The sequence below is a fragment of the Thermomonas sp. XSG genome (assembly GCF_014678725.1).
GTDB lineage: Bacteria > Pseudomonadota > Gammaproteobacteria > Xanthomonadales > Xanthomonadaceae > Thermomonas.
This window is the reverse complement of sequence record NZ_CP061497.1, coordinates 105,732-130,590: the sequence shown is the minus strand read 5'-3', so window position 1 is coordinate 130,590 and position 24,859 is coordinate 105,732. Positions and strand designations below refer to the sequence as shown.

The following is a 24,859-nucleotide window of genomic DNA, read 5'->3' as shown; positions in this document are numbered from 1 at the left end:
CAGTAAGAACACAACGCCCCGTCAGGACGACGGGCGAGAGGCAGCATGGCGATCGACGAACTGCTCAACGAGCACGAACAGAGCGAAAAAGTACGCAACTGGCTGCGCAGCAACGCGCTTGGACTGGTTGGCGGCGTGGGGCTCGGCCTGGCGGTGATCGCCGGCTGGCAATGGTGGCAGGGCCAGCAGCTGCAGAGCGGCATGCAGGCCAGCGCGAGCTACGCGCAGGCCAGCGAGGCGTTCGAGGCGGGCAAGATCCCGGCCGACAAGGGCAAGAGCGTGGTCGCCGGGCTGGAGAAGAGCAATCCGACGCTCGCCACCCTGGCGGCGCTGCAGCTGGCCAAGGCGCAGGTCGATGCGGGCAAGCGCGACGACGCCATTGCGACGCTGCGCGGTCTGGACAAGGTCGATGCCGACCTGCGTCCGGTGGTGCAGCAGCGGCTGGCGCGCCTGCTGATCGATGCCGGCAAGGCCAAGGACGCGTTGGCGCTGCTGGAGGACGAACGCAACGCGGCAATGCTGGATGTGCGCGGCGATGCCCAGTTTGCGTTGGGTGACAAGGCGAAAGCGCAGGATGCCTATCGCAAGGCGCTGGCGCTGGTCGACGTGGCTGATCCGCAGCACCGGTTGATCGCGATGAAACTGATCGAGGCGGGCGGTACTCCGCCGCACGCAGGGAGCAACGGTTGATGGACAAGCGAGGTTTCCTGCGCACTCTGGTCGTCGCCGCGCTGGCGATGGCGATGCTTTCCGGCTGCAGTTCGGTCAAGAACATGTTCGGCGGGCGCAACAAGGACAAGACTGGCGAGCCCGCCAAGCTGGTCGACTTCACCCCTTCCGCCAGCGTCAACAAGCTGTGGTCGACGTCAGTCGGGAAGGGCGAGGACCTCCTCGGCATCGGCCAGCAGCCGGCGGTCCTGGACGGCCACGTCTACGCTGCGGCGGTTGACGGTGGTGTCAGCGCCTATGCGCTTTCCACCGGCGCCCAGCTGTGGCACTACGAATCCAAGAAGGCGCGCCTGGGGGGCGGCCCCGGTGCAGGCGACGGACTGGTCGTGGTTGGTGGCCTGGAAGGCGAGGTCGTGGCGCTGAATGCCGCCGATGGCCAGGAGAAGTGGACGGCCAAGGTCGGCAACGAAGTCCTGTCCGCGCCGGCGATCGCTGGCGGCATGGTGTTCGTGCATTCCAACGACGGCCGGGTCACCGCCTTCGACGCCGGAACCGGCGCACGCCGCTGGTTCCATAGCGTCGAATCACCGGCGCTGACCGTGCGCGGCACCGCCGGCATCACCCTTGGCCCGGGCATCCTGTTCGTCGGTGGCGACAATGGCACCCTGACCGCCCTGAACATGAACGACGGCAACGTGCTGTGGTCGACGCCGGTCGCCGAGGCTGACGGCCGGACCGAGCTCGAGCGCATGGCCGACGTGGATGCGGCGCCGGTGCTTGAAGGCACCACGCTTTTCGCCAGCAGCTACAAGGGCCGTACCGTCGCCATCGATGGTCCCAGCGGGCAGGTGATGTGGACCAGCGACCACGGTGGCGCGCGCGGCGCAGCTGTCAGTAACTCGGCGGTGGTCGTGACCGACAAGGGCGGCATGGTGGTCGGCCTGGACAAGAACAGCGGCGGCGCCCTGTGGCAGCAGTCTGGGTTGGCCAACCGCAATGTGTCCGCACCGGCGGTGCAGGGCGATTATGCGGTGGTCGGCGACCTCGACGGCGTGCTGCACTGGCTGCGGCTCAATGATGGTGCGTTCGCAGCGCGCAGCAAGATGGGCGACGCGATTGTCGGCAGGCCGGTGGTCGCCGATGGCATCCTGGTGGTGCAAAGCAGGGACGGCAAGCTGGCTGCGTTCGCGCTGCAGTGAGTCACCCCGGCCAGCCGGTTCCGGCTGGCACATAAGAGCGGCCCCGGCTACCCTGCCGGGGCCGCTGTTGTTTCGCCCGGACCCCGCCGGGCCTATCGAATGATGCGACGGACATCCGCCGCCAAAGGTCTGATCCATGCTTCCCCTCGTAGCCCTGGTCGGGCGCCCCAATGTCGGAAAGTCCACGCTCTTCAATGCGTTGACGCGCACCCGCGACGCGCTGGTGCACGACGAGCCGGGCGTGACCCGCGACCGCAACTACGGCGTGTGCCGGCTGCTTGAAGGGCGGCCATTCGTGCTGGTCGACACCGGCGGCATCGCCGGGCAGGACGAAGGGCTGGCGGGCGCCACCGCCAAGCAGTCGCGCGCCGCCGCCGAAGAGGCCGACCTGATCCTGTTCGTGGTCGATGGTCGCGAAGGCGCGTCGTCGCTGGATGACGACATCCTGCGCTGGCTGCGCAAGCTGTCGAAGCCGACCCTGCTGATCGTCAACAAGACCGACGGCATCGACCAGCGCGCGGCGCAGGCCGAATTTTCGCGCTACGGCTTTGCCGATGTGCTGCCGGTCTCCAGCGCGCACCGCACCGGCATCGACCAGTTGCTGGCACGGACGGCGGCGCTGCTCCCGGAGGTTGGCAGCGCCGAGACGCTGGACGACGACCCGACCCGCGTCCGGATCGCCTTCGTCGGCCGCCCGAACGTGGGCAAGTCCACATTGGTGAACCGCATCCTCGGCGAGGAGCGGATGATCGCCTCGGAAGTGCCCGGCACCACTCGCGACTCGATCGCGGTGGACCTGGAGCGTGATGGCCGCAAGTACCGCCTGATCGATACCGCCGGCCTGCGCCGGCGCGCGCGGGTGGAAGAGGCGGTGGAGAAATTCTCCGCGTTCAAGACCCTGCAGGCGATCGAGCAGTGCCAGGTGGCAGTGCTGATGCTGGACGCCAGCGAAGGCGTCACCGACCAGGACGCGACCGTGCTGGGTGCCGTGCTGGATGCGGGACGCGCACTGGTGATCGTGCTCAATAAATGGGACGGCCGCACCGATTACGAGCGCCAGCAGGCGGAGGCGCTGGTGGCGCGCAAACTGAGCTTCGTCGACTGGGCCGAGCGCGTGCGCATTTCCGCGCTGCACGGTTCCGGCCTGCGCGAGCTGTTCAAGGCCATCCACCGCGCCCACGCGTCGGCGACGCATGTCTTCAGCACCGCCGACGTGACCCGTGCGATCGAGGCGGCCTACACCGCCAACCCGCCGCCGGTGGTGCGCGGGCATGTCGCCAAGCTGCGCTTCGCCCATCCGGGTGGCGACACGCCGCCCACCTTCGTCGTGCATGGCACCCGCCTGAAGACGCTCAGCTCCACCTACCAGCGCTATCTGGAGAACTTCTTCCGCAAGCGCTTCAAGCTGGTGGGAACGCCGATCCGCTTCGTGTTCCGGGAGAACAGCAATCCCTACGAAGGCAAGAAGAACGTGCTGACCGAGCGCCAGATCGAGAAGAAGCGGCGCTTGATGCGACACGTCAAGCGCGGCGGCTGATGCTGGCGACGGAGCTGAGCCTGGGCATCCTGGCAGGTGGCCGCGCAAGCCGGTTGGGCGGGCGCGACAAGGCCTGGATCGAACGCGACGGCCTGCCACAGGTGCTGCGCATCGCGCGCAGGTTCGGCGGTGAATGCGGGGCCGTGCTGGTGAGCGCCAACCGCGATCTGCCGCGCTATGCCCGACACGGACTGGAAGCGGTGCCGGACCGCCGGCCCGATGTTGGCCCGCTGGCCGGGCTGGAGGCGCTGGCTGCAGCTTGCACCACGCCGTGGCTGTTCACCCTGCCGGTGGACATCGTGGATACCGATGCCGATCTGCTGCGACTGCTGGCGAACGCGGGCGGGCAGGGCGCGGTGGCGGCCGACGACGATGGGTTGCAGCCGCTGGTGGCGCTGTATCGCGTGGATGCGCTGCGCGCTGCGCTGGCTTCCGCACTGGCGGGAGGCGAGCATTCGGTGCGGGCGATGCAGGCGGCGCTGGCGTTGCCTGTGGTCGCCTGCGAGGGCCGGCGCTTCGGCAATCTCAATACCCCCGACGATCTCGTTGCGGCCGGCTGCGCGCCGGAGTGAATGCGGCGCGACGACGGGCCGCGTGGTCCCGGGCGATAATCCACGCATGAGCGTTCGCAGTCTTTCCCCCGCCGCCGCCTACGCCCGCCAGCAGGCAGGTGCGCTGCTGATTGACGTGCGCGCCGCCCACGAGCAGGCGCTGGGCATGGCCGAGGGCGCGCTGGGCATCGTCCGCGAAGATCTGCTGAAGGATCCGGCCGCACACCTGCCGGACCATGACGCGGAAATCCTGCTGTTGTGCCAGGCCGGAACGCGTTCGCTGGCCTGCGTGCAGGCGCTGCAGGCGCTGGGCTATCGCAACCTCGCGTCGGTGGAAGGCGGCACGCGCGCCTGGGAGGCCGGCGCGCTGCCAATGCGCAAGCCCGACATCGACGCCGATTTCGGCGAACGCTATTCGCGCCACCTGCGCCTGCCGGAAGTCGGGCTGGACGGGCAGAAAAAGCTCGAAGCCGCGCGCGTGCTGTTGGTGGGCGCAGGCGGCTTGGGCGCGCCGGCGGCGTTTTATCTGGCCGCCGCCGGCATCGGCCACCTGCGCATCGCCGACGACGACGTGGTGGACCGCAGCAACCTGCAACGGCAGATCCTCCACGCCGACGCCCGCATCGGCATGCCGAAGGTGGAGTCCGCGGCCATCGCGCTGTCCGCGCTCAACCCGCGCACCCGCATCGAACCGGTGCGCGAACGGGTTGCAGCAGGCAATGTCGAACTCCTGCTCGAAGGCGTGGACGTGGTGCTCGACGGTGGCGACAACTTCCCGGTGCGCTACCTGCTCAACGACGCCTGCGTGCATCTTGGCAAGCCGCTGGTGCATGGCGCGGTGCATCGCTTCGAGGGGCAGGTCAGCGTGTTCGATGCCGGGCGGCGACGCGGGCAGGCACCGTGCTACCGCTGCCTGTTCCCGGAGCCGCCACCGGCCGAGGCCGCGCCGAACTGTGCCGAAGCCGGCGTGCTTGGCGTGCTGCCCGGCGTGATCGGCCTGTTGCAGGCCACCGAGGCGATCAAGCTGGTGCTGGGCATCGGCGAATCGCTGGCGGGCCGGCTGCTGCAGTTCGATGCGCTGGCGATGCGTTTCCGGGAATTCCGCGTGGAGCCCGACCCGCAGTGTCCGGTTTGCGCGCCGGATCGCGCTTTTACTGGCTATCCCGACTACATGGCGCTGTGCGCCGGAGCTGACTGATGATCGATTTCGCATGGATGCGTCGCCTGCTGGCCTCGGGCCTGCTGTTGTTCGCCGGGCAGGCGTTTGCCACCGACCAGTGCCCGACGCTGGCGCAGCGCCAGTCCGACCCGCAGGTGGCCACCCGTATCGCCGCCATCGCTTGCGACGAACACCTGCGCTGGAACCGGCCGTTCATTGACGCCGACGGAAGGCTGGCCAGCCTCAATGCCTACGAGGCTGAAGCCAACGGGCTGAAGGATGGTGGCTCGCCGTGGCGGCGGGTGGCGTTCTACTGGCAGGCCAGCGGCCTGTTGTCGCCGATGGGGTTCAAGCCTGGGGCCAGCGATTGCGGTTACGCCGCGCTCAACCTTGCGTACCCGGGCCTGGGCTGCCGCGGCTTCGTCATCGACAACCCGTGGTCCGCCGCCTTCATCAGCTGGGTGATGCAGCGTGCCGGCGTGCCGGGGTTCCGCAGCTCGGCCAGCCATTTCGATTACGTGCGCGCGGCGCGCAAGGATGACGCCGGCAGTCCGTACCGCTTTCTGGAACCGATGTCGGCGAAGCTGGAAGCCGGCGACATGCTCTGCTACGTGCGCACCGGCCGCGTGTATGGCCACGATGGTCTGCTGAAGGCGATCGACGGCAGCACCACCAGCCTGCCGATGCATTGCGACCTGATCGTCGCGACCGTCGACGGCAAGGCCTATGCGGTGGGCGGCAACGTGCAGCAGGCGGTGACCATGCGCATCTTCAACCTCAATGCGCAGGGCCAGCTGTGGGGTTTGCCGCGCCGCTCGGATGGCGATGTGGAATGCTCGCCGGAGACGCTGCTCGCCTGCAGCTTCAACCGACAGGACTGGGCGGCGGTGCTCAAGCTCAAGCCTCAGGTGGAGCTGGCGAAGATCGGCCCGGTGGAGCCGCCCAGCTTCCTGCCCAGCGCACCGGTGGCGCCGACCTGCTGCGTGAACTGCGTGGTGGGCTCGGGCGTGCCGCGCTGCCCCGCCGCTGGCCAGGTAGTGCCGCAGGTGGCACAGCCGGACGCGCCGCTGCAGGGTTCGGAATAGGCCGGGCGGGCGCGCTGCGCGATAATGCGCATCCGCCCGTTACCCAGCCCCGCCGAATGACCGCAAGAATCCTTGATGGAAAACGCATCGCCGACGCGCTCCTCGACAGCCTGAAGGCGCAGGTGGACGCGCGCCTGGCCGCCGGCAAGTCGCGGCCCGGCCTTGCGGTGGTGCTGGTGGGCAGCGATCCGGCGTCATCGGTGTACGTGCGCAACAAGAAGCGCGCCGCCGAAAAAGTGGGCATCCAGGCCTTCGACTACGACTTGCCCGCGGGCACCGGCGAAGCCGAGCTGGTGGCGCTGATCGACCGGCTCAACGCCGACCCGCGGGTGCACGGCATCCTGATCCAGCTGCCGCTGCCGGGCATCCGCGACGCCAGCGCGCTGATCGAACGCATCCACCCCGACAAGGACGTGGATGGCTTCCACCCGCAGAACGTCGGCCATCTGGCGCTGCGCCAGTTCGGCCTGCGCCCGTGCACGCCGCGCGGCATCACCACCCTCCTGGCTTGGACCGACCGGCCGGTGCGCGGACAGAGCGCGACCATCGTCGGCGTGTCCAACCACGTCGGCCGTCCGATGGGGCAGGAGCTGCTGATCGCCGGCTGCACGGTGACCAGCTGCCACAAGTTCACCCCGATGGACGTGCTCAAGCGCCATGTCGGCGACGCCGACATCCTGGTGGTGGCCGCCGGCAAGCCCGGCTTGATCCCCGGCGAGTGGGTGAAAGAAGGCGCGGTGGTCATCGACGTCGGCATCAACCGTCTGGACGATGGCCGGCTGGTTGGCGACGTAGGCTATGAAGAGGCGGCCAAGCGCGCCAGCTGGATCACGCCCGTGCCGGGCGGGGTAGGGCCGATGACGGTCGCCACGCTGATGCAGAACACGCTCGAGGCCGCGGAGCTGGCGGACGCGAAGGGCTGAAGGTTCTTCCTGCATGCGCGCTCCTGGTGCGGAGGATCGGCCACGGGGCGGCCTATCGGGGAGCGGCTTGCGAGGCCGGCCGTGGCCGATCCAGCGAGAGGCGCCGGCCCGGTTTTCGGGAGTGAAAACGAAAAAAGGGTTACAATGACGCGCTTCCCCACTTCTCATGGGTCTGCCGATGCTCCGCATCCTGGCTGAAGCACTGACGTACGACGACGTTTCCCTCGTCCCCGCGCATTCCGTCGTCCTGCCCAAGGACGTTTCGCTGGAAACGCGCCTCACCCGCGACCTCCGCATCCGTCTGCCGATCGCTTCGGCGGCAATGGACACCGTGAGTGAAGCGCGCCTTGCCGTCGCAATGGCGCAGCTGGGTGGCATTTCCATCATCCACAAGAACATGACCGCGCAGGCGCAGGCCTCGCAGGTGGCGTGGGTGAAGAATTTCGAAGCCGGGGTGATCCGCGACCCGTTCACCGTGGGGCCCGACACTAGCATTGGCGAGGTGCTCAAGCTCACCCGCGCGCGCAACATTTCCGGAGTTCCGGTGGTCGACGAGTCCGGTCACCTGGTCGGCATCGTCACCGGCCGTGACATGCGCTTCGAGAAGAAGCTGGACGATCCGATCCGCCACATCATGACCAAGAAGGAAAAACTGGTCACGGTGAAGGAAGGCGCCAGCGACGACGAGGTGATGGGTCTGCTGCACAAGCACCGCATCGAGAAGGTGCTGGTGGTCAACGACGACTTCGAGCTGCGCGGCCTCATCACCGTCAAGGACATCCAGAAGAAGTCCGACAACCCCAACGCCGCCTACGACGCCAGCGAGCGGCTGCTGGTCGGCGCCGCGGTCGGCGTGGGCGGCGACACCGAGCAGCGCGTGGAAGCGCTGGTGGCGGCTGGCGTGGACGTGGTGGTGGTGGACACCGCGCATGGCCATTCGCAAGGCGTGATCGAACGCGTGGCCTGGGTCAAGAAGCGCTTCCCGCAGGTGCAGGTGGTGGGCGGCAACATCGTCACCGGCGATGCCGCGCTGGCGCTGATGGACGCGGGCGCGGATGCGGTCAAGGTGGGCGTCGGCCCCGGATCGATCTGCACCACCCGCATCGTGGCCGGCGTCGGCGTGCCGCAGATCACCGCCATCGACATCGTGGCCAGCGCGCTGCAGGACCGCATCCCGCTGATCGCAGACGGCGGCATCCGCTACTCCGGCGACATCGGCAAGGCGTTGGCCGCGGGTGCGTCCAGCGTGATGATCGGCGGCCTGTTCGCCGGTACCGAGGAGTCGCCGGGCGAGATCGAGCTGTTCCAGGGGCGCAGCTACAAGAGCTACCGCGGCATGGGCAGTCTGGGCGCGATGGAGAAGGGCTCGAAGGACCGTTACTTCCAGGACGCGTCCGACGCCGACAAGCTGGTGCCGGAGGGCATCGAGGGCCGCGTCCCCGTGCGCGGCCCGCTGTCCGGGGTGGTGCACCAGCTGATGGGCGGCCTGCGCGCGACCATGGGCTACGTGGGCTGCGCGACCGTCGAGCAGATGCGCAGCCAGCCGCAATTCGTCAAGGTGACCGGCGCGGGCCAGCGCGAGAGCCACGTCCACGACGTGCAGATCACCAAGGAACCGCCGAACTACCGGGCCGGGTGATCCATCCACGCAAAGGGAGCCGCAAGACTCCCTTTGTTGTATCCAATGCCGAAAAACTGCCAGCACATGACCAACATCCACACCGACAAGATCCTGATTCTCGACTTCGGCGCGCAGTACACCCAGCTGATCGCCCGCCGCATCCGCGAGTTCGGGGTGTACTGCGAGATCTGGGCGTGGGACCACGATCCGGCCGAGATCGCGGCCTTCGGCGCCAAGGGCATCATCCTGTCGGGTGGCCCGGAGTCGACCACCGAAGCCGGCTGCCCCGCGGCGCCACCGCAGGTGTTCGATGCAGGGGTGCCGATCCTCGGCATCTGCTACGGGATGCAGACGCTGGCGGTGCAGCTGGGCGGCGCCACCGAGGCCGGCAACCAGCGCGAATTCGGCCATGCCGCGCTGGAGATCATCGCCGAGGACGCGTTGCTCTCGAAGGTGGCCACGACCGACGCGCTGCGCAACGTGTGGATGAGCCACGGCGACCACGTCGCCCGCGCGCCGGAAGGCTTTGTGGTGACGGCGCAGACCGATCGCCTCGGCATTGCCGCCCTCGCCAATGACGCGAAGAAGATCTATGGCGTTCAGTTCCATCCGGAAGTGACCCACACCGCCGCCGGCGAGGCGCTGCTGCGCCGCTTCGCGGTGGACATCTGCGGCTGCGCCACCCTGTGGACGGCGGCCAACATCATCGAAGACCAGATCGCCCGCGTGCGCGAGCAGGTCGGTTCCGACGAGGTGATCCTCGGCCTGTCCGGCGGCGTGGATTCTTCGGTGGTCGCGGCGCTGTTGCACCGGGCGATCGGCGACCAGCTGACCTGCGTGTTCGTAGATACCGGCCTGCTGCGCTGGCAGGAGGGCGATGCGGTGATGGCGATGTTCGCCGAGCACATGGGCGTCAAAGTGATCCGCGTCAACGCCGCCGACCGCTATTTCAAGGCGCTGGCCGGTGTCAGCGACCCGGAGGCCAAGCGCAAGATCATCGGCGGCCTGTTCGTCGAGATCTTCGATGAGGAGTCGAACAAGCTGAAGAACGCCAAGTGGCTGGCGCAGGGCACGATCTACCCCGACGTGATCGAGTCGGCCGGCAGCAAGACCGGCAAGGCCCATGTCATCAAGAGCCACCACAACGTCGGTGGCCTGCCCGAGCACATGAAGCTCGGGCTGGTGGAGCCGTTGCGCGAGCTGTTCAAGGACGAAGTGCGCAGGCTGGGAGTCGAACTCGGCCTGCCGCGCGAGATGGTCTACCGGCACCCGTTCCCGGGTCCCGGCCTGGGCGTGCGCATCCTCGGCGAAGTGAAACCGGAGTACGCCGAGCTGCTGGCGCAGGCGGATGCGATCTTCATCGACGAACTGCGCAAGGCCGGCCTGTACGACAAGACCTCGCAGGCCTTCGCGGTGTTCCTGCCGGTGAAGTCGGTGGGCGTGGTCGGCGATGCCCGTGCCTACGAATGGGTGATCGCGCTGCGCGCGGTCGAGACCATCGACTTCATGACCGCGCACTGGGCGCACCTGCCGTATGACTTCCTCGGCACGGTCAGCAACCGCATCATCAACGAGCTGCGCGGCGTCTCGCGCGTGGTCTACGACATCTCCGGCAAGCCGCCGGCGACGATCGAGTGGGAATGAAGCGGCCGTTTGCGTGCCACCGGCGCGCGGCCGCTTCATTGCCCCGTCGAATAGACGGGGCCGGGGCGCATTGCCGCCACGCACGCTTCTCCCCTCCATCCGCATCGACTCCATCGACCCGGCGATGACCGACCTCCAGTCCACCGACGAACGCTGGATGCGCCGTGCGCTGGCGCTGGCCGAGCGAGCGCGCGACGAGGACGACGAGATCCCGGTCGGTGCGGTGGTTGTGGATGCCGACGGCAACGTCGTCGGCGAGGGCTGGAACCGCAACATCGCGGAATGCGATCCGAGCGCGCATGCCGAGATCGTGGCGATGCGACGCGCCGGCGCGGCCCTCGGCAATCATCGTTTGATCGGCTGCACGCTGTACGTGACTCTGGAGCCCTGCGCGATGTGCGCGATGGCGATGGTGCACGCCCGCGTGGCGCGGGTCGTGTTTGGTGCGTTCGATCCCAAGACGGGTGCGGCCGGCAGCGTGTTCGACCTGCTGGCCGATCCGCGCCACAACCATCGCGTCGAGGTGGCCGGCGGCGTACTGGCCGATATCGCCGGCCCGATGCTGACCGCCTATTTCCGCGCTCGCCGGGGCAAGGGCGGCGCCTGAGCCGATCGCCGCCGCGTCAGCGGCCCGCGGGGTCTTCTGGTGCGGTCGGGCGTCGCGGTGCAGCCATGCTGTGGTCCAGCTCGAGATCGAAGCTTTTCACCGCCAGGCTGACCTCGCGCCACATGGCGATGCTGGCGGCCAGCAGGAACAACACGCCCAGTACCGCCATCGCGGTGGGCAGTGCCCCCATCCGGAATCCCACCAGCGCATCGGTGGCCAGCGCCAGGCTGGTGCCGACGAAGCTGGCCAGGGCGCCGTACAGCAGACGGCAGGCCCGCAGCACCAGGTGCGCGCGCTGGCGGTGGCGGCGGATCTGCTCCTCGCGCTCGCCGGCGTCGGTTGCATCGTGCTCCCAGCTGGCGATCAGCACGCGCAGTCTGTCCACGACCCGCGCCAGCCGGGTATTGGCAGAGGCCAGCAGGCCGGCGGTGGCGGTGAGGAAGAAGGCCGGGGCCAGCATCGCGGTCAGGATCGCGTGGTGGCCGATGGCGTTGGCGGTGGTCTGCAGCATGCGGCGTCCCGTCGGCGAGCGGCTATCATGCCCTCACCCCAATGCGTGTGCGAGCCCATGGCTGCCGATCCCACCCAAGACCGCCTGATCTGGATCGACCTGGAAATGACCGGGCTGGATACCGAGCGCGATGGCATCCTCGAGATCGCCACCGTGGTGACGGACGGCCAGCTCAACGTGCTGGCGGAAGGGCCCGAACTGGCCGTTGCCCATCCGTTGGCCACACTGGAGGCGATGGACGAGTGGAACCGCACCCAGCACGGTGGGTCAGGGCTGTGGCGCCGGGTGCTGGAAGAGGGCGTGCCGCTGGCCGAGGCCGAGGCGCGCACGCTGGCATTCCTGCAGGAATGGGTCCCGGCCAACGCCTCCCCGATGTGCGGCAATTCGATCTGCCAGGACCGGCGTTTCATGCATCGACTGATGCCCGCGCTGGAGCGGCATTTCCACTACCGCAACCTCGACGTCAGCACGCTCAAGGAATTGGCGCGTCGCTGGTCGCCGGCGGTGCTCGAGGGCGTGAAGAAGACGTCCGCGCACACTGCACTGAGTGATGTGCACGATTCGATCGAGGAGCTGCGCCACTATCGCAAACACATGGGCACCATGGCCGGATCGGCCGTGGGCTGACCCGGACGGCTGCCTGATGTCCGCGGGGGGCGTACGGAGGGCAATGGGGCTGGTGGCCTTCGGGCTGCTGGCCCTGTCGTGTGCGTGGTCGGTGGTGCCCCGGCCCGCGACCGCGGCCACGCAGGCCACGCAAGTGCAGGCGCCAGCACCGGCGCGTCCGGAGAAACCGATTTCAGCCTTCTACCGGGAAACTTGGACCACCCGCCAAGGGCTTCCCCACAACCAGATCAACGCCATCGCCCAGACGCCTGACGGCTACCTGTGGCTCGGCACCTGGGAAGGCTTGGTGCGCTACAACGGACTGGAGTTCCATCAGTTCGACCGCAGCAACACGCCCGCCCTGAAGGACAACGGCGTGCGCTCGGTGCGCGCAGCCGCGGACGGTGCAGTGGTCATCGGCACCTCGCGGGGCGGGGTGGCGGTCAAGCAGGGTGACCGCTGGCGCACCTGGACCCGCGCCGATGGCCTGGCGCAGGACGAGATCCTCGACGCCGTGCTGGATCGCCGCGGCCGCCTGTGGGCGGCGACCGAAAGCATGGGCATGAGCATGCTGGAGGGCGGCCGCGCCCTGCAGTTCAACGTGGCGAACGGACGCTTGCCCAGCGACGTGGTGTTCAGCCTGCTGGAAGACCGTGACGGCAGCATGTGGGCCGCCACCGCGGCTGGCCTGGTCCACGTTGTGGGCGACCGTGCGATCCGGGTGGGCACATTGTCGGGCCTGCCGCAGGCGCCGGTGTTCCGCCTGCTGCAGACGCGGGCTGGCGTCCTGCTGGTGGGCACCGAACGCGGGGTGTACCGGCGGGATGCCAGCAGCGGGCGCTTCGAGCGGCTGTCCCCCAGACTGCCCGAGGATGGCGTGCCCAGCCTCACCGAGGACGGTGCCGGGCATCTGTGGATCGGCACCATCAACAACGGCCTGTTCCGGCTGTCCGGCTCGGGCGTGGAGCACTTCACCAGCCGACGCGAGCTGCCGAACAACCGGGTGGCGTCCCTGCTGGCCGACCGCGAAGGCAGCGTCTGGGTGGGGACGAATGCCGGCCTGATGCGCCTGAGCGATGCGCCGTTCACTACCTGGAACAGCGAGCAGGGGCTGACCGACGACTACGTGCGCGCGGTGGCGCCGGCGCCGGATGGGGGCATCTGGATCGGCACCGGGCGCGGCCTCAACCTGTGGCGCGACAATGCCATCGTTGCCGGCTACACCAAGGCCGAAGGCCTGCCCGGCGATTCCATCCTCAGCCTGTTGCAGGCACGCGACGGCAGCCTGTTGGTCGGCACCTACACCGATGGCGTGCTGCGGCTGCGCGACGGCAAGGTGGTGGCGCGCTACGACTCCGCCGACGGCATGCCGGGCAGCAACCAGATCCGTGCGTTGGCGGAAGGCGACGATGGCACCGTCTGGATCGGCACCACGCGCGGACTGGCGCGGCTTCGCGGCGGGCAGTTCCGCGAGTTCGGCGTGGCGCAGGGGCTGCCACGCGAGTTCATCATCGCCCTGCATGTGGCCCGCGACGGCACGCTCTGGGTGGGGACCAGCAACGGCGTGGCGCGGATCGTGAATGACGAGGTGGTGCCACTGGATGCGGATCTGGTCCGCGGCGCACAGGATGTCTTCGACTTCCACGAGGATGCCGATGGCACGATGTGGTTGGCCACGGACCGTGGGCTGCTGCGCTACAGCCAGGGTCGCCTGCGCGGCCTGGGTCTTGAACACGGACTGCCCGTGGATACGTTGTTCTCGATCCTCGACGACCGGCGGGGTTACCTGTGGCTGACGTCCAACCGTGGCGTGCTGCGGATCGCGCGCGCCGAGGCGGAGGCCGTGCTGGCCGGTCGCCGGGCGCAGTTGACCGTCGACCACTTCGGCGAAGCGGACGGACTGGTCAGTTCGCAGTGCAACGGCGGCTCCGGGCCAGCGGCAATGCGGGACGGGCGCGGCAACCTCTGGATCGCCACCGCCCGCGGCGCCGCGGCTGTGGACCCGGGCTCACTGCAGAGCTACCGGCACGGCCTGCCACGGGTGGTGGTTGAACAGGTGCTGGCCGACGGCAAGCCCGTGCACCTGGACGAGGTGCTGCGGCTGCCGGCGGGTACGCGCAAGCTGGAGTTCCGTTTCGCCGCGCTGAGCTTCCAGATGCCGCGGTTCCTGCGTTACCGCTACCAGCTGGAGGGCTTCGATCCTGGCTGGGTGGAGCGCGGCAACCTGCGCAGCGCGCAGTACACCAACCTCGACCCGGGCAGCTACCGCTTCCACGTCAACGTGTCCGCCCCCGGCCTGGACCAGGGCTGGAGCAGCGAAGTGACCTCGGTTGCCATCGAGATCGCACCGCAGCCCTGGCAGCGGCGCGGCTTCATTGTCGCCGCGATCCTGCTGGGGCTGGCCTGCGTGTACGCCATCTACCTCTGGCGGGTGGGCAGCCTGCGGAGGCGTGCAGCGCTGCTGGAAGATACGGTGGCGGAGCGCACGCGCGACCTCCGCCTGCATGCGGAACGTCTGCGCGAATCCGATCTCGAGAAATCGGTGCTGCTGGACAGGCTGGGCCAGCAGTCGGAAGCGTTCGCGCGGATGGCGCTGGAAGACGCGCTGACAGGCGTGGGCAATCGCCGCAGCCTGGACGCGGAGCTGCAGCTGGCGTTCGGAAGAGCACTGCGCAATCGCCGGCCGCTGTGTTTCGCGCTGTTCGACATCGACAATTTCAAGCAGATCAACGACCGCTATTCGCACGCCGCGGGCGATCAGGCGCTGATCGCCGTCGCGCATGCGCTGCGTGATGCGCTGGACGGGGCGGGAATGCTGGCACGGTGGGGCGGCGAGGAGTTCGCCGTGCTGTTCGAGCGGGTGCCGCTGGAACGCGCCCGCGACATCTGCGAGGCGATGCGCCAGGCGGTGGAACGGATCGATTGCAGCGCCTACGCCCCGGACTGGCGGCTGTCGGTCAGCGCCGGCATCGCCGACCGCGCCGGCACGCTGCGCATCGAGGATCTGGTTGCGCGTGCAGATGCCCTGCTTTACGAAGCGAAGCGGGGCGGTCGCAACCGCATCGCTGGCTGAGCCGACGCCGGGAAGCCTCAGCGTTCGCGCCTGGCAGGCAGGTCGCCGTCATCGGCCACGCCGCGCAGCAGGATGTCGGCGATCGGGCGGCCGTCGGCGTCGCGATGGTAGACGTGCAGGTCGCGCTGGGGGTAGGGGATGTTCAGGCCGTTGCCGATCAGCTCGTTGCGGATCGCCTCGATGACCCGGCTGCGCGCATCGCCGAAGTCCTCGTTGCGGGCGAAGGCGAACAGGGTCAGGTCCACGCTGCTCTCGCCGAGGTTGACCACCTGCACCACCGGCGCCGGGTCCTTGAGGACCTTCGGGTCGCTGGTGGCGATCTGCAGCAGCAGCGTGCGGGCCTTGTGCAGGTCGTCGTCGTAGCCCACGCCGACGGTGACATCGAAGCGGCGCTGCGGCAGCTGCGAATGGTTGATGATCGGAGCGGTGGTGATCTCGCTGTTGGGCAGGATCACCACGCGGTGATCGAACGCGCGCAGCCTGGTCTGGAACACCCGGATCTCCAGCACCGTGCCTTCCTGACCGGCAATCACCACGTGGTCGCCGGCGCGGAACGGCCGCAGCACGATCAGCATCACCCCCGAGGCGATGTTGGACAGCGAGTCCTTCAGCGCCAGGCCCACCGCCAGGCCAGCCGCGCCCAGCACCGCGAACATCGAGGTAGTGGGGATGCCGATGGCGGCCAGCGCGGTCATGATCACCAGCACGAGCATCACCGCGTAGGCGATGTTGCCGAGGAAGCCGCTCAGCGTTCCGTCCACGTTGGCGCGCCCGAGCACGCGTCCGAGACCGGTGCTCATCCGCCGTGCCAACCAGCGGCCGACCATGAAGATCGCCAGCGCCGCCAGCAGCCGCAGGCCCCAGGCTTCGAGCAGCTGCAGCCAGTCGATGCCACGCAGCTCGTTCGCCAGCCGGGCGGCCTGGTCATGTTGCGGGGTGATGGCGGGAACGCTGGGCTGCATCTCGGCTCCTGTGTGTGCGGTGTGGCAGCGATGTGATCGCAGCAGGCGCCTTCAGGATAACGTGCAGGCCGCAAAGGCACGATCAGCGTGCCCCGCGGCTTGCCGGCATGATCAGTCGGTGGGCGCCGGGCAGGGCTGCTTCACCAGTGCATGGATCATCGGGATCACCACCAGCGTCATCAGCGCGGAGGGGACCATGCCACCCACCATCGGTGCGGCGATCCGACGCCTGATTTCAGGCTGGTGCCATTTCTATACATGATCGCCACCAACGTCATCCCTTTCGGCCGGACGCGCTCCACGGCGCCGGTGATGACGGTGGTGCAGGTAGAAGGCGGAAGTCGCCGGCCTTCCACCGCGCGGTGCGCCTTGATGTCTTCCAGCGCAGGCTCGAGGTCACGACCCCGGCGGCCTGCGTGCTGCGCGCAGGCACGCCAAGGCCGCTGCATTCGTTGTCGACGAGAAGCGCATCCAGCGTCGACCTTGCCCCAAGGGCAAGGTCGCGCTGCGACGCGTCAGTGCTTGGCCTTCGCCAGCGCCAGCCAGGTATCGACCACGGTGTCCGGGTTCAGCGACACCGACTCGATCCCCTGTTCCATCAGCCACTGGGCGAGGTCCGGATGGTCGCTGGGTCCTTGGCCGCAGATGCCGACGTACTTGCCCTTGGCGCGCGCCGACTGGATTGCCATCGACAGCATCTTCTTGACCGCCGGATCGCGCTCGTCGAACAGTCCGGCCACGATGGCGCTGTCGCGGTCCAAGCCCAGCGTGAGCTGGGTCATGTCGTTGGAGCCGATGCTGAACCCGTCGAAGATCTCCAGGAACTCGTCGGCCAGCAGCGCGTTCGAGGGCACCTCGCACATCATGATGATCTTGAGGTCGTTCTCGCCCTGCACCAGGCCGTTCTCGCGCAGCTCCTCGACCACCCTGCGGCCTTCATCCAGGGTGCGAACGAACGGGATCATCACCCAGACATTGTTCAGGCCCATCGCTTCGCGCACGCGCTTGACCGCGACGCATTCCAGCGCGAACGCGTCCTTGAAACTGGGGTCGATGTAGCGCGAGGCGCCACGGAACCCGATCATCGGGTTTTCCTCGTGCGGCTCGTACTTCGAGCCGCCGAGCAGGTTGGCGTATTCGTTGGACTTGAAGTCCGACAGGCGCACGATCACCGGCTTCGGATACACCGACGCGGCGATCGTCGCGATGCCTTCCTTCAGGCGCTCGACGTAGAACTCCACCGGGCTTTCGTAGCCGGCGATGCGGGCGTCGATCCTGGCCTTGGTGTCGGCATCCTGCTTGCCGTACTCCAGCAGCGCCTTCGGGTGCACGCCGATGTGGCTGGCGATGATCATCTCCAGGCGGGCCAGGCCGATGCCGGCGTTCGGCAGCTGGCCGAAGTCGAAGGCGCGGTCCGGGTTGGCCACGTTCATCATGATCTTCAGCGGCGCCGGCGGCATGTTGCCGAGGTCGGTGGTGGTGCGCTCGAAGGGCAGGGCACCCTGGTAGATGAAACCAGTGTCACCCTCGGCGCAGCTGACGGTGACGGTGTCGCCATCCTGGATCGAATCCAGCGCGTCGCCGGTGCCAACCACCGCCGGCACGCCCAGCTCGCGGGCGATGATCGCCGCGTGGCAGGTGCGGCCGCCGCGGTTGGTGACGATGGCGGCGCTGCGCTTCATCACCGGTTCCCAGTCGGGGTCGGTCATGTCGGCGATCAGCACGTCGCCGGGCTGCACCCGGTTCATGTCCTCAAGCGAGCGCACCACGCGCGCGGTGCCGCTGCCGATCTTGTGGCCAATGGCGCGGCCCTCGGACAGCACCTTGCCGCGGCCGCCCAGGGTGTAGCGCTCGATCTGGGTGGCGTGCGCGCGCGACTTCACCGTCTCCGGGCGCGCCTGCAGGATGTACAGCTTGCCGGTGTGGCCGTCCTTGCCCCACTCGATGTCCATCGGCCGGCCGTAGTGCTGCTCGATGACCAGCGCCTGCTTGGCCAGTTCCTGCACGTCGGCGTCGGTGATCGAGAACCTTCCGCGCAGTTCGGCTGGCGTGTCCTCGGTGCGCACGCGCTCGCCCGGCGCATCGGAATAGACCATGCGCAGCTGCTTGCTGCCCAGCGAGCGGCGCAGGATCGCCGGCTTGCCGGCCTGCAGGGTGGGCTTGTAGACGTAGAACTCGTCCGGGTTGACCGCGCCCTGCACGACCATCTCGCCCAGGCCATAGCTGGCGGTGACGAACACCACGTCGCGGAAGCCGGATTCGGTGTCGAGGGTGAACAGCACGCCGGACGCGCCGACGTCGGAGCGCACCATCAGCTGGATGCCGGCGGACAGGAACACGTCCTCATGGGCGAAACCGTGGTGCACGCGGTAGGCGATCGCGCGGTCGTTGTACAGGCTGGCGAAGACTTCCTTGACCTTGCGCACCACGTCGTCGGCGCCGGTCACGTTGAGGAAGGTTTCCTGCTGGCCGGCGAAGCTGGCGTCGGGCAGGTCCTCGGCGGTGGCGGAGGAGCGCACCGCGACCGCGATGTCCGCGCTGCCCGCCTCCGCGCACAGCTGTGCGTAGGCGGCGCGGATGTCGGCGTCCAACTGCGGCTGCAGCGGGGCATCGATCACCCAGCCGCGGATCTCGGCGCCGGCCTTCGTCAGTGCCGGCACGTCCTCCACGTCGACCGTCGCCAACTTGTCGTAGATGCGCGCATGCAGGTCGTTGTGGGCGATGAAGTCCTTGAACGCATCGGCCGTGGTGGCGAAGCCGCCCGGCACCGAGACGCCCAGGTCGGCCAGCTGGCCGATCATTTCGCCCAGCGAGGAGTTCTTGCCGCCCACCTGGGCGAGGTCGGACAGGCGCAGGTCGTGCAACCAGAGGACGTTGCTGGTCGAGGCGGGGGTGGTCAAGGCGGGCTCCGTGAGGGCGTGGTCGGCGCAGGCGCGCGGAAGTCCGCTATTTTACCCCGAGCGCCCGCGAGGAATCCCGATGGAATCCGCTCGACCCGTGTTCTACGTCTCCGACGGCACCGGCATCACCGCCGAAACCATCGGCCACAGCCTGCTGACCCAGTTCAGCGGCCTGCGTTTCTCCAGCGACCGGCTGCCGTTCGTGGATACGCCGGAGAAGGCCATGGAGGCCGCCGAGCGCATCCGCGCCGCCGGCGTGGCGCGGGGGCTGCGACCGATCGTGGTCAATTCCTGCGTCGACCCCAACCTCAACTACCTGCTCGCCGAGAGCGGGGCGTTGATGCTGGATGTGTTCGCACCGTTCATTGCCCCCCTGGAGGAGGAGCTCGGGCGCAGCCGCGAGGCCCAGATCGGCCGTGCGCACGGCATCGTGGACTTCGACATCTACCACCAGCGCATCAACGCGATGAACTACGCGCTGACCCACGACGATGGGGTCAAGCCGGACTACTCGGATGCCGACGTGATCCTGGTGGCGGTCTCGCGCGCCGGCAAGACACCGACCTGCGTGTACCTCGCCCTGCAGCACGGGGTGAAGGCGGCCAACTACCCGTTGACCCCGGAGGACCTGGAAAGCGAACGCCTGCCGGCCAGGCTGCGCCAGTACCGCGGCAAGCTGTTCGGCCTGACCATCGATCCGCTGCGCCTGCACCAGATCCGCCAGGAGCGGCGGCCGGATTCGCGCTATGCGCAACTGGACACCTGCCGGCGCGAAGTCGCGCAGGCCGAGACGATGCTGCGCCGCGAGGGCATCGAACTGCTCAGCACCACCAATGCCTCGATCGAGGAAATCTCCAGCCGGGTGATGAAACACCTGGGCATCAACCGCGAGATGTACTGAGCGATTTCCGCGCCACGGAAAACCCCACCAGCCTGTGCCTGCGCGATGCCGGCGTCAATCCTGCCGCGGGCATCGGTGCGCGTGTACGATCGATCCATGACCACTGCACTCGCACGCCGCGCCCGCCTTCCTTCCATCAGCCGCTTCGGCTGGCTGATGGGCCTGTATTCGGAAAACCATGCGCAGCTGCAGCGGCTGTTCGAAGTGTCCGATCTCGGTTGCGGTACGTATGTCTCCTCGATCGGCGACGGCCTCGACGTGCGACTGGAGGTGGTGGAGCGGCACGCCTACACCAGCGAGCTGCGCATGAGCTACGGCCTGATCGATCCGCAGACCGGCATGGCTGATCCGTCGGCGAGCCTGCGCCTGTACCGCGACGCGCGCCAGGTGGAAGCCACGCACTGCTATGCCGGCAGCCGCTGGCAGGACGTGATCGGCATGTATCCGCCTCCGCAGCGCATCCTCGACCACCGCCTGCGCATGAACACCTTCCTCGGCAAGTGGCTGCAATACCTCGCAGAACGCGGGCATGGCGTGGCCACGCTGCATGCCGATGAAGACGCGCTGAAAAATTATTGAAAAAACGCTTGACGGTTCCTGATTTCACCCCCAGAATGCGCGTCTTTCCAGCCCCGTGGGGCCATAGCTCAGCTGGGAGAGCGCCTGCATGGCATGCAGGAGGTCGGCGGTTCGATCCCGCCTGGCTCCACCATTTTTCAAAGCGTTTCCGGTTCTGTCCCCATCGTCTAGAGGCCTAGGACATTACCCTTTCACGGTAGCGACCGGGGTTCGAATCCCCGTGGGGACGCCACCTTCGGAATCGGTAGACGTCGCAACACACGCAAGCGGTCGCCCCAGTGGCGGCCGTTTTCGTTTGTGCGCTTCCTTCGCATGCATTGGCGCGCCACAAGGCGCGCCTCGTGGCGCGCAGCTCAGGCGTCCTTGTTGTGTCGGCGCATTAGCCGCTGCTTCTCGCGGTTCCAGTCGCGCTCCTTGCTGGCTTCACGCTTGTCGTGGGTCTGCTTGCCCTTCGCCAGCGCCAGCTCGACCTTCACCTTGTTGCCTTTCCAATAGAGCGCGGTCGGCACCAAGGTGTAGCCGTCACGCTGGATGCGGCCCATCAGCGTGTCGATCTCGTGCCGGTGCAACAGCAGCTTGCGGGTGCGGCGGTCGTTGGCGATGACGTGGGTGGATGCCTGGATCAGCGGGGTGATCTGTGCGCCGATCAGGAACAGTTCGCCCTGCAGCACCACCGCGTAGGCATCGCCGATGTTGGCGCGCCCGGCGCGGATCGCCTTCAGCTCCCAGCCCTGCAGCGACAACCCGGCCTCGAACTTCTGTTCGAAGCTGTATTCGTGGCGCGCGCGCTTGTTGAGGGCGATGGTGCCGCCGCCGTTTGGCTTATCCTTGCCGTTCTTCTTGCTCATCCCGCCATTCTCGCCGATCCGGACGCGCCGCGGTGCGTCCACGCGGCCCGGATCTTTCGATGCCCGTCATTCTGCGCAGTGCCCTCGTGGAACATTCAGCCTCCCGGATGTTCACCCTTGTCAACGATGTCGCCGCTTACCCGCGCCGGTTCGACTGGTGCCGGCAGGCGCAGTTGCTGGAGGAGGGGGAAGGGCGTCTGGTAGCGCGGCTGGATCTGGGCGTCGGCGGCTTCTACACCTGGTTCACTACCGAGAACCAGCTCAGCCCGCCGCACCACATCGACATGGCGCTGCGCGACGGGCCGTTCCGGCGCCTGCAGGGGCGCTGGGAGTTCCATGCGCTGGACGAGTCGGCCTGCAAGGTGTCGCTGCGGCTGGATTTCGAGCCGCAGAACCGCCTGCTGGCGCCCGCGCTGCAGCTGGGCATGCAGGGACTGGCCGACCGCATGGTGGACGACTTCGTGCGCGAGGCGGACAAGAGGGAAGACTGATGCGCGTGCAACTGGCGCGCGCGAGGCCGCATCACGCCGAGCACATCGACCTGGAACTGGACGCGGGCGCCTGTGTCGGCGATGCGCTGGATGTGGCCGGCTGGCGGCTGGAGGGCGAGTTCGTCGCGCTGGCGGTATTCGGGCAGGCGGCGACGTTGCAGACGCGCCTGCATGCAGGCGACCGGATCGAATTGCTGCGCGCCCTGCAGTGCGACCCCAAGCAGGCGCGCAGGCAGCGCGCCGGGAGCGCGGCGCCACGCGGGCGCCAGCGCAGTTGACGCCGTCTCAGCGGCGGCGCTTGTTCTTGTCCTTGGCCAGGTTCGGGCCGAAGTAGCGGATCGCGTCGCGCGACAGCTCGGAATCCTGTTCGGGGAAATATTCGCCTTCCCAGCGCGACAACTGGCCGTTCTCGAACCACAGCGTCATGGCCTTCACCTCCGGCTTGCCGGTGCGGCCGATGCGCTGGCTGGCGACGTAATCCCAGCGGTCGTGGTGGAAGGGGTCGCGGATCGACGGCGTGCCCAGCAGCACCATCACCTGTTGCCGGTCCATGCCCGCCTGCAGCTGGTCCACCGCGGTCTTGTCGAGCAGGTTGCCCTGGAACACCGGTTGCCGGTACAGCAGGCCGCAGCCGCTGACCAGCAGGGTTGCAAGGAGGAGTACGAGCAGCTTGCGCATCGGCAGGGCGGGGCAGTGGCGGAAGTGCCGATGATACACTCCCGGCACGTCGCATCGACCCGCCGCAACCCGTATTGCCGCGAGACGCGGCGGCGGCGTTCACATGCCGGCAGGCGGCACTGGATTGATTCACGGAGAGATGTCGATGTCGCAGGATCTTCGCAAGGCCGGGCTCAAGGTCACCCATCCGCGGCTGCGCATCCTGGAGCTGCTGGAGCACGCCAAGCCCCGCCACATGACCGCGGAGGACATCTACCGCCAGCTGCTGGCCGAGTCCGAGGAGATCGGCCTTGCCACCATCTATCGCGTGTTGACCCAGTTCGAATCCGCCGGCCTGGTGCTCAAGCACAACTTCGAGGGCGGCACCGCCGTCTACGAGCTGGATCGCGGCGAACACCACGACCACATGGTCGATCTCGATAGCGGCAAGGTGATCGAGTTCCACAGCGACGAAATCGAGCAGCTGCAGCAGAAGATCGCTGCCGAACACGGCTACGAGATCGCCGATCACGCGCTGGTGCTGTACGTCCGCAAGAAGCGCTGAATCACTGCGCCTGCGGCGTTGTCCGCCGCCGCTCCAACCACCACGTCAGCGCTGCGAGCGCCAGCCACGCGGCCAGCCATGGCCATGACGCGCCGCGTTGAACCGCGGTAGCGCGCGCTGCCTGCACCGTGGGCGACTGCGCGGCCAGCGCCGCGGTGGCATCGAAGCGCCGCTGCGCCTGCCAGGCCAGTCCCACGCCGGCCGGCAGAACCACGAATGCGGTTTGCGTGTTGCGCGCCTGCAACCGGTGCCAGCCGGAGATGCGCGGCCAGAACGCGGCGCAATTGCGCGCACCGCTTGCCGGATCGATGGCCAAGGTCACGCGGTTGCCGTTGGGAGCGATCACCGCGGCGTTCCCATCGACGCCGCACACCACCGCACGCTGGCCAGCCCAGATCGGACCGGCAGGCGGTGTCGGCGTGGCAGCAGTGGCGGGGCGGGCGATGCCCGCCAGCATCTCGCTCCACACGCGTGCATGGATGGCGGCGTGGCCAGCCAGTGGCAGCCGGTAGCTGTCGGTCAGTGCCACCAGCCCGACCCGGCCGCGTCCCAGCGGACGCCACCATGCCAGCGGCTGCGCCTGCACGTCGCGCAGCAGCGGCAATGCATCACCGGCCTGCACGGCCGCCACGGTTCGGCTCAGGCCGGGCAGGGCGGGCTCGCCAGCCGATTGCAGGGTCGTGTTCGCCAGCTGCACCGGCGCGCTGCGGGTGTCTGCATCCACCGCATAGCCCCAGCCCCGCAGTCGGGAGCGCACGACCGGCGACAGCGGCGCATCCAGCCGCAGCAGCAGGCCCAGGCCATCGCGGATGGCGCGGGTGAGCGCGCGCAGTTCGGCATCGCCCAGTGCCTGCAGGCTGCGAGTGTCCAGCAGCACGGCGTCGAACCGGCGCAGGCTGGCATCTTCCAGCGCCACCGGTGCATCGCCCAGCACCAGTCCGGCACCGACACACACCCGCGTATGCAGGCCGACGCCGGCATCCAGCGCCCAGCGGCGCAGGTATTTCAGTTCGGGATCGGGTGCGCCGGCCAGCACCAGCAGGCGCGGCGTGGCGGGCGCGATGACCTGCAGCGGCAATGGAAGGCTGTCGCGGACCTGGCCTTTCGCATCGCGCAGGCGTAGCTGGAAAGAGAACGCACCGACGCTGCGCGCCACGCCCTGCAGGGCGAAGTCGCCGTCTGCAGAGGCGGGCGTGCGTGCGATGACACGCACCGCGGGGTCCAGGAGTTCCAGCGTGCCGGCCTCGATACCGCCAATCCGACCATGCACGCGGAAGGCATTGCCGGGCGCAACCGTCGCCGGCGCCTGCAGGTCAACGATGCCGGCCGGGCGCGGTGCGGGATGGAAACGCAGCGGGAGGCCGCGGGCCGCGTCCACGTCGCGCACGTCCAGCCCGCTGCCGACAATCCGAAGGCCGCGGATGCCGGGGTGGCGGCGCAGGGCGGTGGCTAGGTCGGGCGCGAGCTCCGCGCCGGTGCCTGCAGGCGCTTCCGGCAGTGCAATGCGCAGCGTGCCGGCATCGGCCGCAGCGGGATTCGCGCCGGCGGTATAGACGGTCATCACCCCGGCATCGAGCGGGCGCGCCGGCGGAAACAGACCGAAGAACAGCAGCGCCGCCAGCAGCGGCTGCGCCATCAGCAGCAGCGGCAGCTTCCAGCGCGTTGGGGGCTGCGTGCGATCGCGGCGCAGGTGGCCGCGCAGCAACCGTGCGCAGGTCAGCAGCGCGGCCAGCGCCAGCAGGCTGGCGGCAAGCACTTCGGGCATGGCCGC

The 24,859-nt window shown here is 68.4% G+C and carries 23 protein-coding genes and 2 tRNA genes; 19 read left to right on the top strand and 6 right to left on the bottom strand.

All coding sequences use genetic code 11. The features are described from left to right. The first annotated feature begins 45 nt into the window (after nt 1-45). The 10 genes from ICG51_RS00625 (at nt 46) to tadA (ending at nt 10,995) form a co-directional block, all read left to right on the top strand. Nucleotides 46-690, top strand: coding sequence for a tetratricopeptide repeat protein (locus ICG51_RS00625; RefSeq protein ID WP_190281070.1), 645 nt, complete (start codon nt 46-48; stop codon nt 688-690). Further along, entirely contained in the window at nt 690-1,868 is a 1,179-nt protein-coding gene (gene bamB / locus ICG51_RS00620; RefSeq protein WP_190281069.1) for an outer membrane protein assembly factor BamB, read from the top strand. The genes ICG51_RS00625 and bamB overlap by 1 nt, the downstream gene beginning before the upstream one ends. A 136-nt stretch (nt 1,869-2,004) precedes the next feature. After that, nucleotides 2,005-3,405 (top strand): ribosome biogenesis GTPase Der, encoded by a 1,401-nt coding sequence (gene der / locus ICG51_RS00615; protein ID WP_190281068.1) that lies wholly within the window; start codon nt 2,005-2,007, stop codon nt 3,403-3,405. Continuing rightward, nucleotides 3,405-3,977 (top strand): molybdenum cofactor guanylyltransferase, encoded by a 573-nt coding sequence (locus ICG51_RS00610; protein WP_038052361.1) that lies wholly within the window; start codon nt 3,405-3,407, stop codon nt 3,975-3,977. The genes der and ICG51_RS00610 overlap by 1 nt, the downstream gene beginning before the upstream one ends. A gap of 46 nt (nt 3,978-4,023) precedes the next feature. Then, nucleotides 4,024-5,154 carry a molybdopterin-synthase adenylyltransferase MoeB gene (moeB, locus tag ICG51_RS00605; RefSeq protein WP_190281067.1) on the top strand — a complete coding sequence of 377 codons (1,131 nt, stop codon included), beginning with the start codon at nt 4,024-4,026 and terminating at the stop codon, nt 5,152-5,154. After that, nucleotides 5,154-6,200, top strand: a complete 1,047-nt coding sequence (locus ICG51_RS00600; RefSeq protein WP_190281066.1) for a DUF2272 domain-containing protein — start codon at nt 5,154-5,156, stop codon at nt 6,198-6,200. The genes moeB and ICG51_RS00600 overlap by 1 nt, the downstream gene beginning before the upstream one ends. 56 nt (nt 6,201-6,256) lie before the next feature. Beyond that, nucleotides 6,257-7,123: a bifunctional methylenetetrahydrofolate dehydrogenase/methenyltetrahydrofolate cyclohydrolase FolD gene (folD, locus tag ICG51_RS00595; protein WP_051246398.1), complete on the top strand. Its 867-nt coding sequence runs from the start codon at nt 6,257-6,259 to the stop codon at nt 7,121-7,123. Between the two features lie 178 nt (nt 7,124-7,301). Then, entirely contained in the window at nt 7,302-8,762 is a 1,461-nt protein-coding gene (gene guaB, locus ICG51_RS00590; RefSeq protein WP_028838260.1) for an IMP dehydrogenase, read from the top strand. Nucleotides 8,763-8,828: 66 nt separating this feature from the next. Then, nucleotides 8,829-10,388, top strand: a complete 1,560-nt coding sequence (gene guaA, locus ICG51_RS00585; protein WP_190281065.1) for a glutamine-hydrolyzing GMP synthase — start codon at nt 8,829-8,831, stop codon at nt 10,386-10,388. Between the two features lie 124 nt (nt 10,389-10,512). Then, nucleotides 10,513-10,995: a tRNA adenosine(34) deaminase TadA gene (tadA, locus tag ICG51_RS00580; RefSeq protein ID WP_190281064.1), complete on the top strand. Its 483-nt coding sequence runs from the start codon at nt 10,513-10,515 to the stop codon at nt 10,993-10,995. 16 nt (nt 10,996-11,011) lie between these two features. Here the strand turns inward: tadA and ICG51_RS00575 are convergent, their stop codons facing one another. Next, the gene (locus ICG51_RS00575; protein WP_190281063.1) at nt 11,012-11,506 is read right to left on the bottom strand and encodes a DUF2721 domain-containing protein; all 495 of its coding nucleotides are present in this window, start codon (nt 11,504-11,506) and stop codon (nt 11,012-11,014) included. Between the two features lie 57 nt (nt 11,507-11,563). Here ICG51_RS00575 and orn point away from each other — a divergent pair, with 57 nt between their 5' ends. Both orn and ICG51_RS00565 read left to right on the top strand, forming a co-directional pair. After that, the gene (gene orn / locus ICG51_RS00570) at nt 11,564-12,133 is read left to right on the top strand and encodes an oligoribonuclease (RefSeq protein ID WP_190281062.1); all 570 of its coding nucleotides are present in this window, start codon (nt 11,564-11,566) and stop codon (nt 12,131-12,133) included. Between the two features lie 43 nt (nt 12,134-12,176). Beyond that, on the top strand, nt 12,177-15,185 hold the full coding sequence (locus tag ICG51_RS00565; protein ID WP_190281061.1) for a ligand-binding sensor domain-containing diguanylate cyclase: 3,009 nt from the start codon (nt 12,177-12,179) through the stop codon (nt 15,183-15,185). Nucleotides 15,186-15,202: 17 nt separating this feature from the next. On the opposite strand, the gene ICG51_RS00560 is transcribed toward ICG51_RS00565, so the two are convergent. Then, nucleotides 15,203-16,147 (bottom strand): mechanosensitive ion channel domain-containing protein, encoded by a 945-nt coding sequence (locus ICG51_RS00560; protein ID WP_190281060.1) that lies wholly within the window; start codon nt 16,145-16,147, stop codon nt 15,203-15,205. Nucleotides 16,148-16,662: 515 nt separating this feature from the next. After that, complete coding sequence (gene ppsA, locus ICG51_RS00550; protein ID WP_190281059.1) at nt 16,663-19,047, bottom strand: phosphoenolpyruvate synthase; 2,385 nt, start codon at nt 19,045-19,047, stop codon at nt 16,663-16,665. 79 nt (nt 19,048-19,126) lie between these two features. Here ppsA and ICG51_RS00545 point away from each other — a divergent pair, with 79 nt between their 5' ends. From ICG51_RS00545 to ICG51_RS00530, 4 genes are all read left to right on the top strand, one after another. Next, nucleotides 19,127-19,948 carry a pyruvate, water dikinase regulatory protein gene (locus ICG51_RS00545; RefSeq protein ID WP_190281058.1) on the top strand — a complete coding sequence of 274 codons (822 nt, stop codon included), beginning with the start codon at nt 19,127-19,129 and terminating at the stop codon, nt 19,946-19,948. A gap of 96 nt (nt 19,949-20,044) precedes the next feature. Further along, the gene (locus ICG51_RS00540) at nt 20,045-20,527 is read left to right on the top strand and encodes a DUF1249 domain-containing protein (RefSeq protein ID WP_190281057.1); all 483 of its coding nucleotides are present in this window, start codon (nt 20,045-20,047) and stop codon (nt 20,525-20,527) included. Nucleotides 20,528-20,584: 57 nt separating this feature from the next. Continuing rightward, nucleotides 20,585-20,660, top strand: a tRNA-Ala gene (locus ICG51_RS00535). 23 nt (nt 20,661-20,683) lie between these two features. Then, nucleotides 20,684-20,759, top strand: a tRNA-Glu gene (locus tag ICG51_RS00530). A 121-nt stretch (nt 20,760-20,880) separates the two neighbouring features. On the opposite strand, the gene smpB is transcribed toward ICG51_RS00530, so the two are convergent. After that, on the bottom strand, nt 20,881-21,375 hold the full coding sequence (gene smpB, locus ICG51_RS00525) for an SsrA-binding protein SmpB (protein ID WP_190281056.1): 495 nt from the start codon (nt 21,373-21,375) through the stop codon (nt 20,881-20,883). Nucleotides 21,376-21,434: 59 nt separating this feature from the next. On the opposite strand from smpB, the gene ICG51_RS00520 reads away from it, so the two are divergent. After that, nucleotides 21,435-21,866: a type II toxin-antitoxin system RatA family toxin gene (locus ICG51_RS00520; protein ID WP_190281055.1), complete on the top strand. Its 432-nt coding sequence runs from the start codon at nt 21,435-21,437 to the stop codon at nt 21,864-21,866. Then, a complete protein-coding gene (locus tag ICG51_RS00515) occupies nt 21,866-22,144 on the top strand; it encodes an RnfH family protein (protein WP_190281054.1) in 279 nt (92 codons plus the stop codon). Before ICG51_RS00520 ends, ICG51_RS00515 begins: the two co-directional genes overlap by 1 nt. 7 nt (nt 22,145-22,151) lie before the next feature. Here the strand turns inward: ICG51_RS00515 and bamE are convergent, their stop codons facing one another. Then, nucleotides 22,152-22,544 (bottom strand): outer membrane protein assembly factor BamE, encoded by a 393-nt coding sequence (bamE, locus tag ICG51_RS00510; protein ID WP_190281053.1) that lies wholly within the window; start codon nt 22,542-22,544, stop codon nt 22,152-22,154. Nucleotides 22,545-22,689: 145 nt separating this feature from the next. On the opposite strand from bamE, the gene fur reads away from it, so the two are divergent. Continuing rightward, nucleotides 22,690-23,088 (top strand): ferric iron uptake transcriptional regulator, encoded by a 399-nt coding sequence (gene fur / locus ICG51_RS00505; RefSeq protein WP_190281052.1) that lies wholly within the window; start codon nt 22,690-22,692, stop codon nt 23,086-23,088. Nucleotide 23,089: 1 nt separating this feature from the next. On the opposite strand, the gene ICG51_RS00500 is transcribed toward fur, so the two are convergent. Continuing rightward, on the bottom strand, nt 23,090-24,853 hold the full coding sequence (locus ICG51_RS00500) for a carboxypeptidase regulatory-like domain-containing protein (RefSeq protein WP_190281051.1): 1,764 nt from the start codon (nt 24,851-24,853) through the stop codon (nt 23,090-23,092). Between the last annotated feature and the right edge of the window lie 6 nt (nt 24,854-24,859).

Coding starts and splice junctions, on each gene's coding strand:
- ICG51_RS00625 (WP_190281070.1), top strand. CDS start 46: ATGGCGATCGACGAACTGCTCAACGAGCACGAACAGAGCGAAAAAGTA.
- bamB (WP_190281069.1), top strand. CDS start 690: ATGGACAAGCGAGGTTTCCTGCGCACTCTGGTCGTCGCCGCGCTGGCG.
- der (WP_190281068.1), top strand. CDS start 2,005: ATGCTTCCCCTCGTAGCCCTGGTCGGGCGCCCCAATGTCGGAAAGTCC.
- ICG51_RS00610 (WP_038052361.1), top strand. CDS start 3,405: ATGCTGGCGACGGAGCTGAGCCTGGGCATCCTGGCAGGTGGCCGCGCA.
- moeB (WP_190281067.1), top strand. CDS start 4,024: ATGAGCGTTCGCAGTCTTTCCCCCGCCGCCGCCTACGCCCGCCAGCAG.
- ICG51_RS00600 (WP_190281066.1), top strand. CDS start 5,154: ATGATCGATTTCGCATGGATGCGTCGCCTGCTGGCCTCGGGCCTGCTG.
- folD (WP_051246398.1), top strand. CDS start 6,257: ATGACCGCAAGAATCCTTGATGGAAAACGCATCGCCGACGCGCTCCTC.
- guaB (WP_028838260.1), top strand. CDS start 7,302: ATGCTCCGCATCCTGGCTGAAGCACTGACGTACGACGACGTTTCCCTC.
- guaA (WP_190281065.1), top strand. CDS start 8,829: ATGACCAACATCCACACCGACAAGATCCTGATTCTCGACTTCGGCGCG.
- tadA (WP_190281064.1), top strand. CDS start 10,513: ATGACCGACCTCCAGTCCACCGACGAACGCTGGATGCGCCGTGCGCTG.
- ICG51_RS00575 (WP_190281063.1), bottom strand. CDS start 11,506: ATGCTGCAGACCACCGCCAACGCCATCGGCCACCACGCGATCCTGACC.
- orn (WP_190281062.1), top strand. CDS start 11,564: ATGGCTGCCGATCCCACCCAAGACCGCCTGATCTGGATCGACCTGGAA.
- ICG51_RS00565 (WP_190281061.1), top strand. CDS start 12,177: ATGGGGCTGGTGGCCTTCGGGCTGCTGGCCCTGTCGTGTGCGTGGTCG.
- ICG51_RS00560 (WP_190281060.1), bottom strand. CDS start 16,147: ATGCAGCCCAGCGTTCCCGCCATCACCCCGCAACATGACCAGGCCGCC.
- ICG51_RS00545 (WP_190281058.1), top strand. CDS start 19,127: ATGGAATCCGCTCGACCCGTGTTCTACGTCTCCGACGGCACCGGCATC.
- ICG51_RS00540 (WP_190281057.1), top strand. CDS start 20,045: ATGACCACTGCACTCGCACGCCGCGCCCGCCTTCCTTCCATCAGCCGC.
- smpB (WP_190281056.1), bottom strand. CDS start 21,375: ATGAGCAAGAAGAACGGCAAGGATAAGCCAAACGGCGGCGGCACCATC.
- ICG51_RS00520 (WP_190281055.1), top strand. CDS start 21,435: ATGCCCGTCATTCTGCGCAGTGCCCTCGTGGAACATTCAGCCTCCCGG.
- ICG51_RS00515 (WP_190281054.1), top strand. CDS start 21,866: ATGCGCGTGCAACTGGCGCGCGCGAGGCCGCATCACGCCGAGCACATC.
- bamE (WP_190281053.1), bottom strand. CDS start 22,544: ATGCGCAAGCTGCTCGTACTCCTCCTTGCAACCCTGCTGGTCAGCGGC.
- fur (WP_190281052.1), top strand. CDS start 22,690: ATGTCGCAGGATCTTCGCAAGGCCGGGCTCAAGGTCACCCATCCGCGG.
- ICG51_RS00500 (WP_190281051.1), bottom strand. CDS start 24,853: ATGCCCGAAGTGCTTGCCGCCAGCCTGCTGGCGCTGGCCGCGCTGCTG.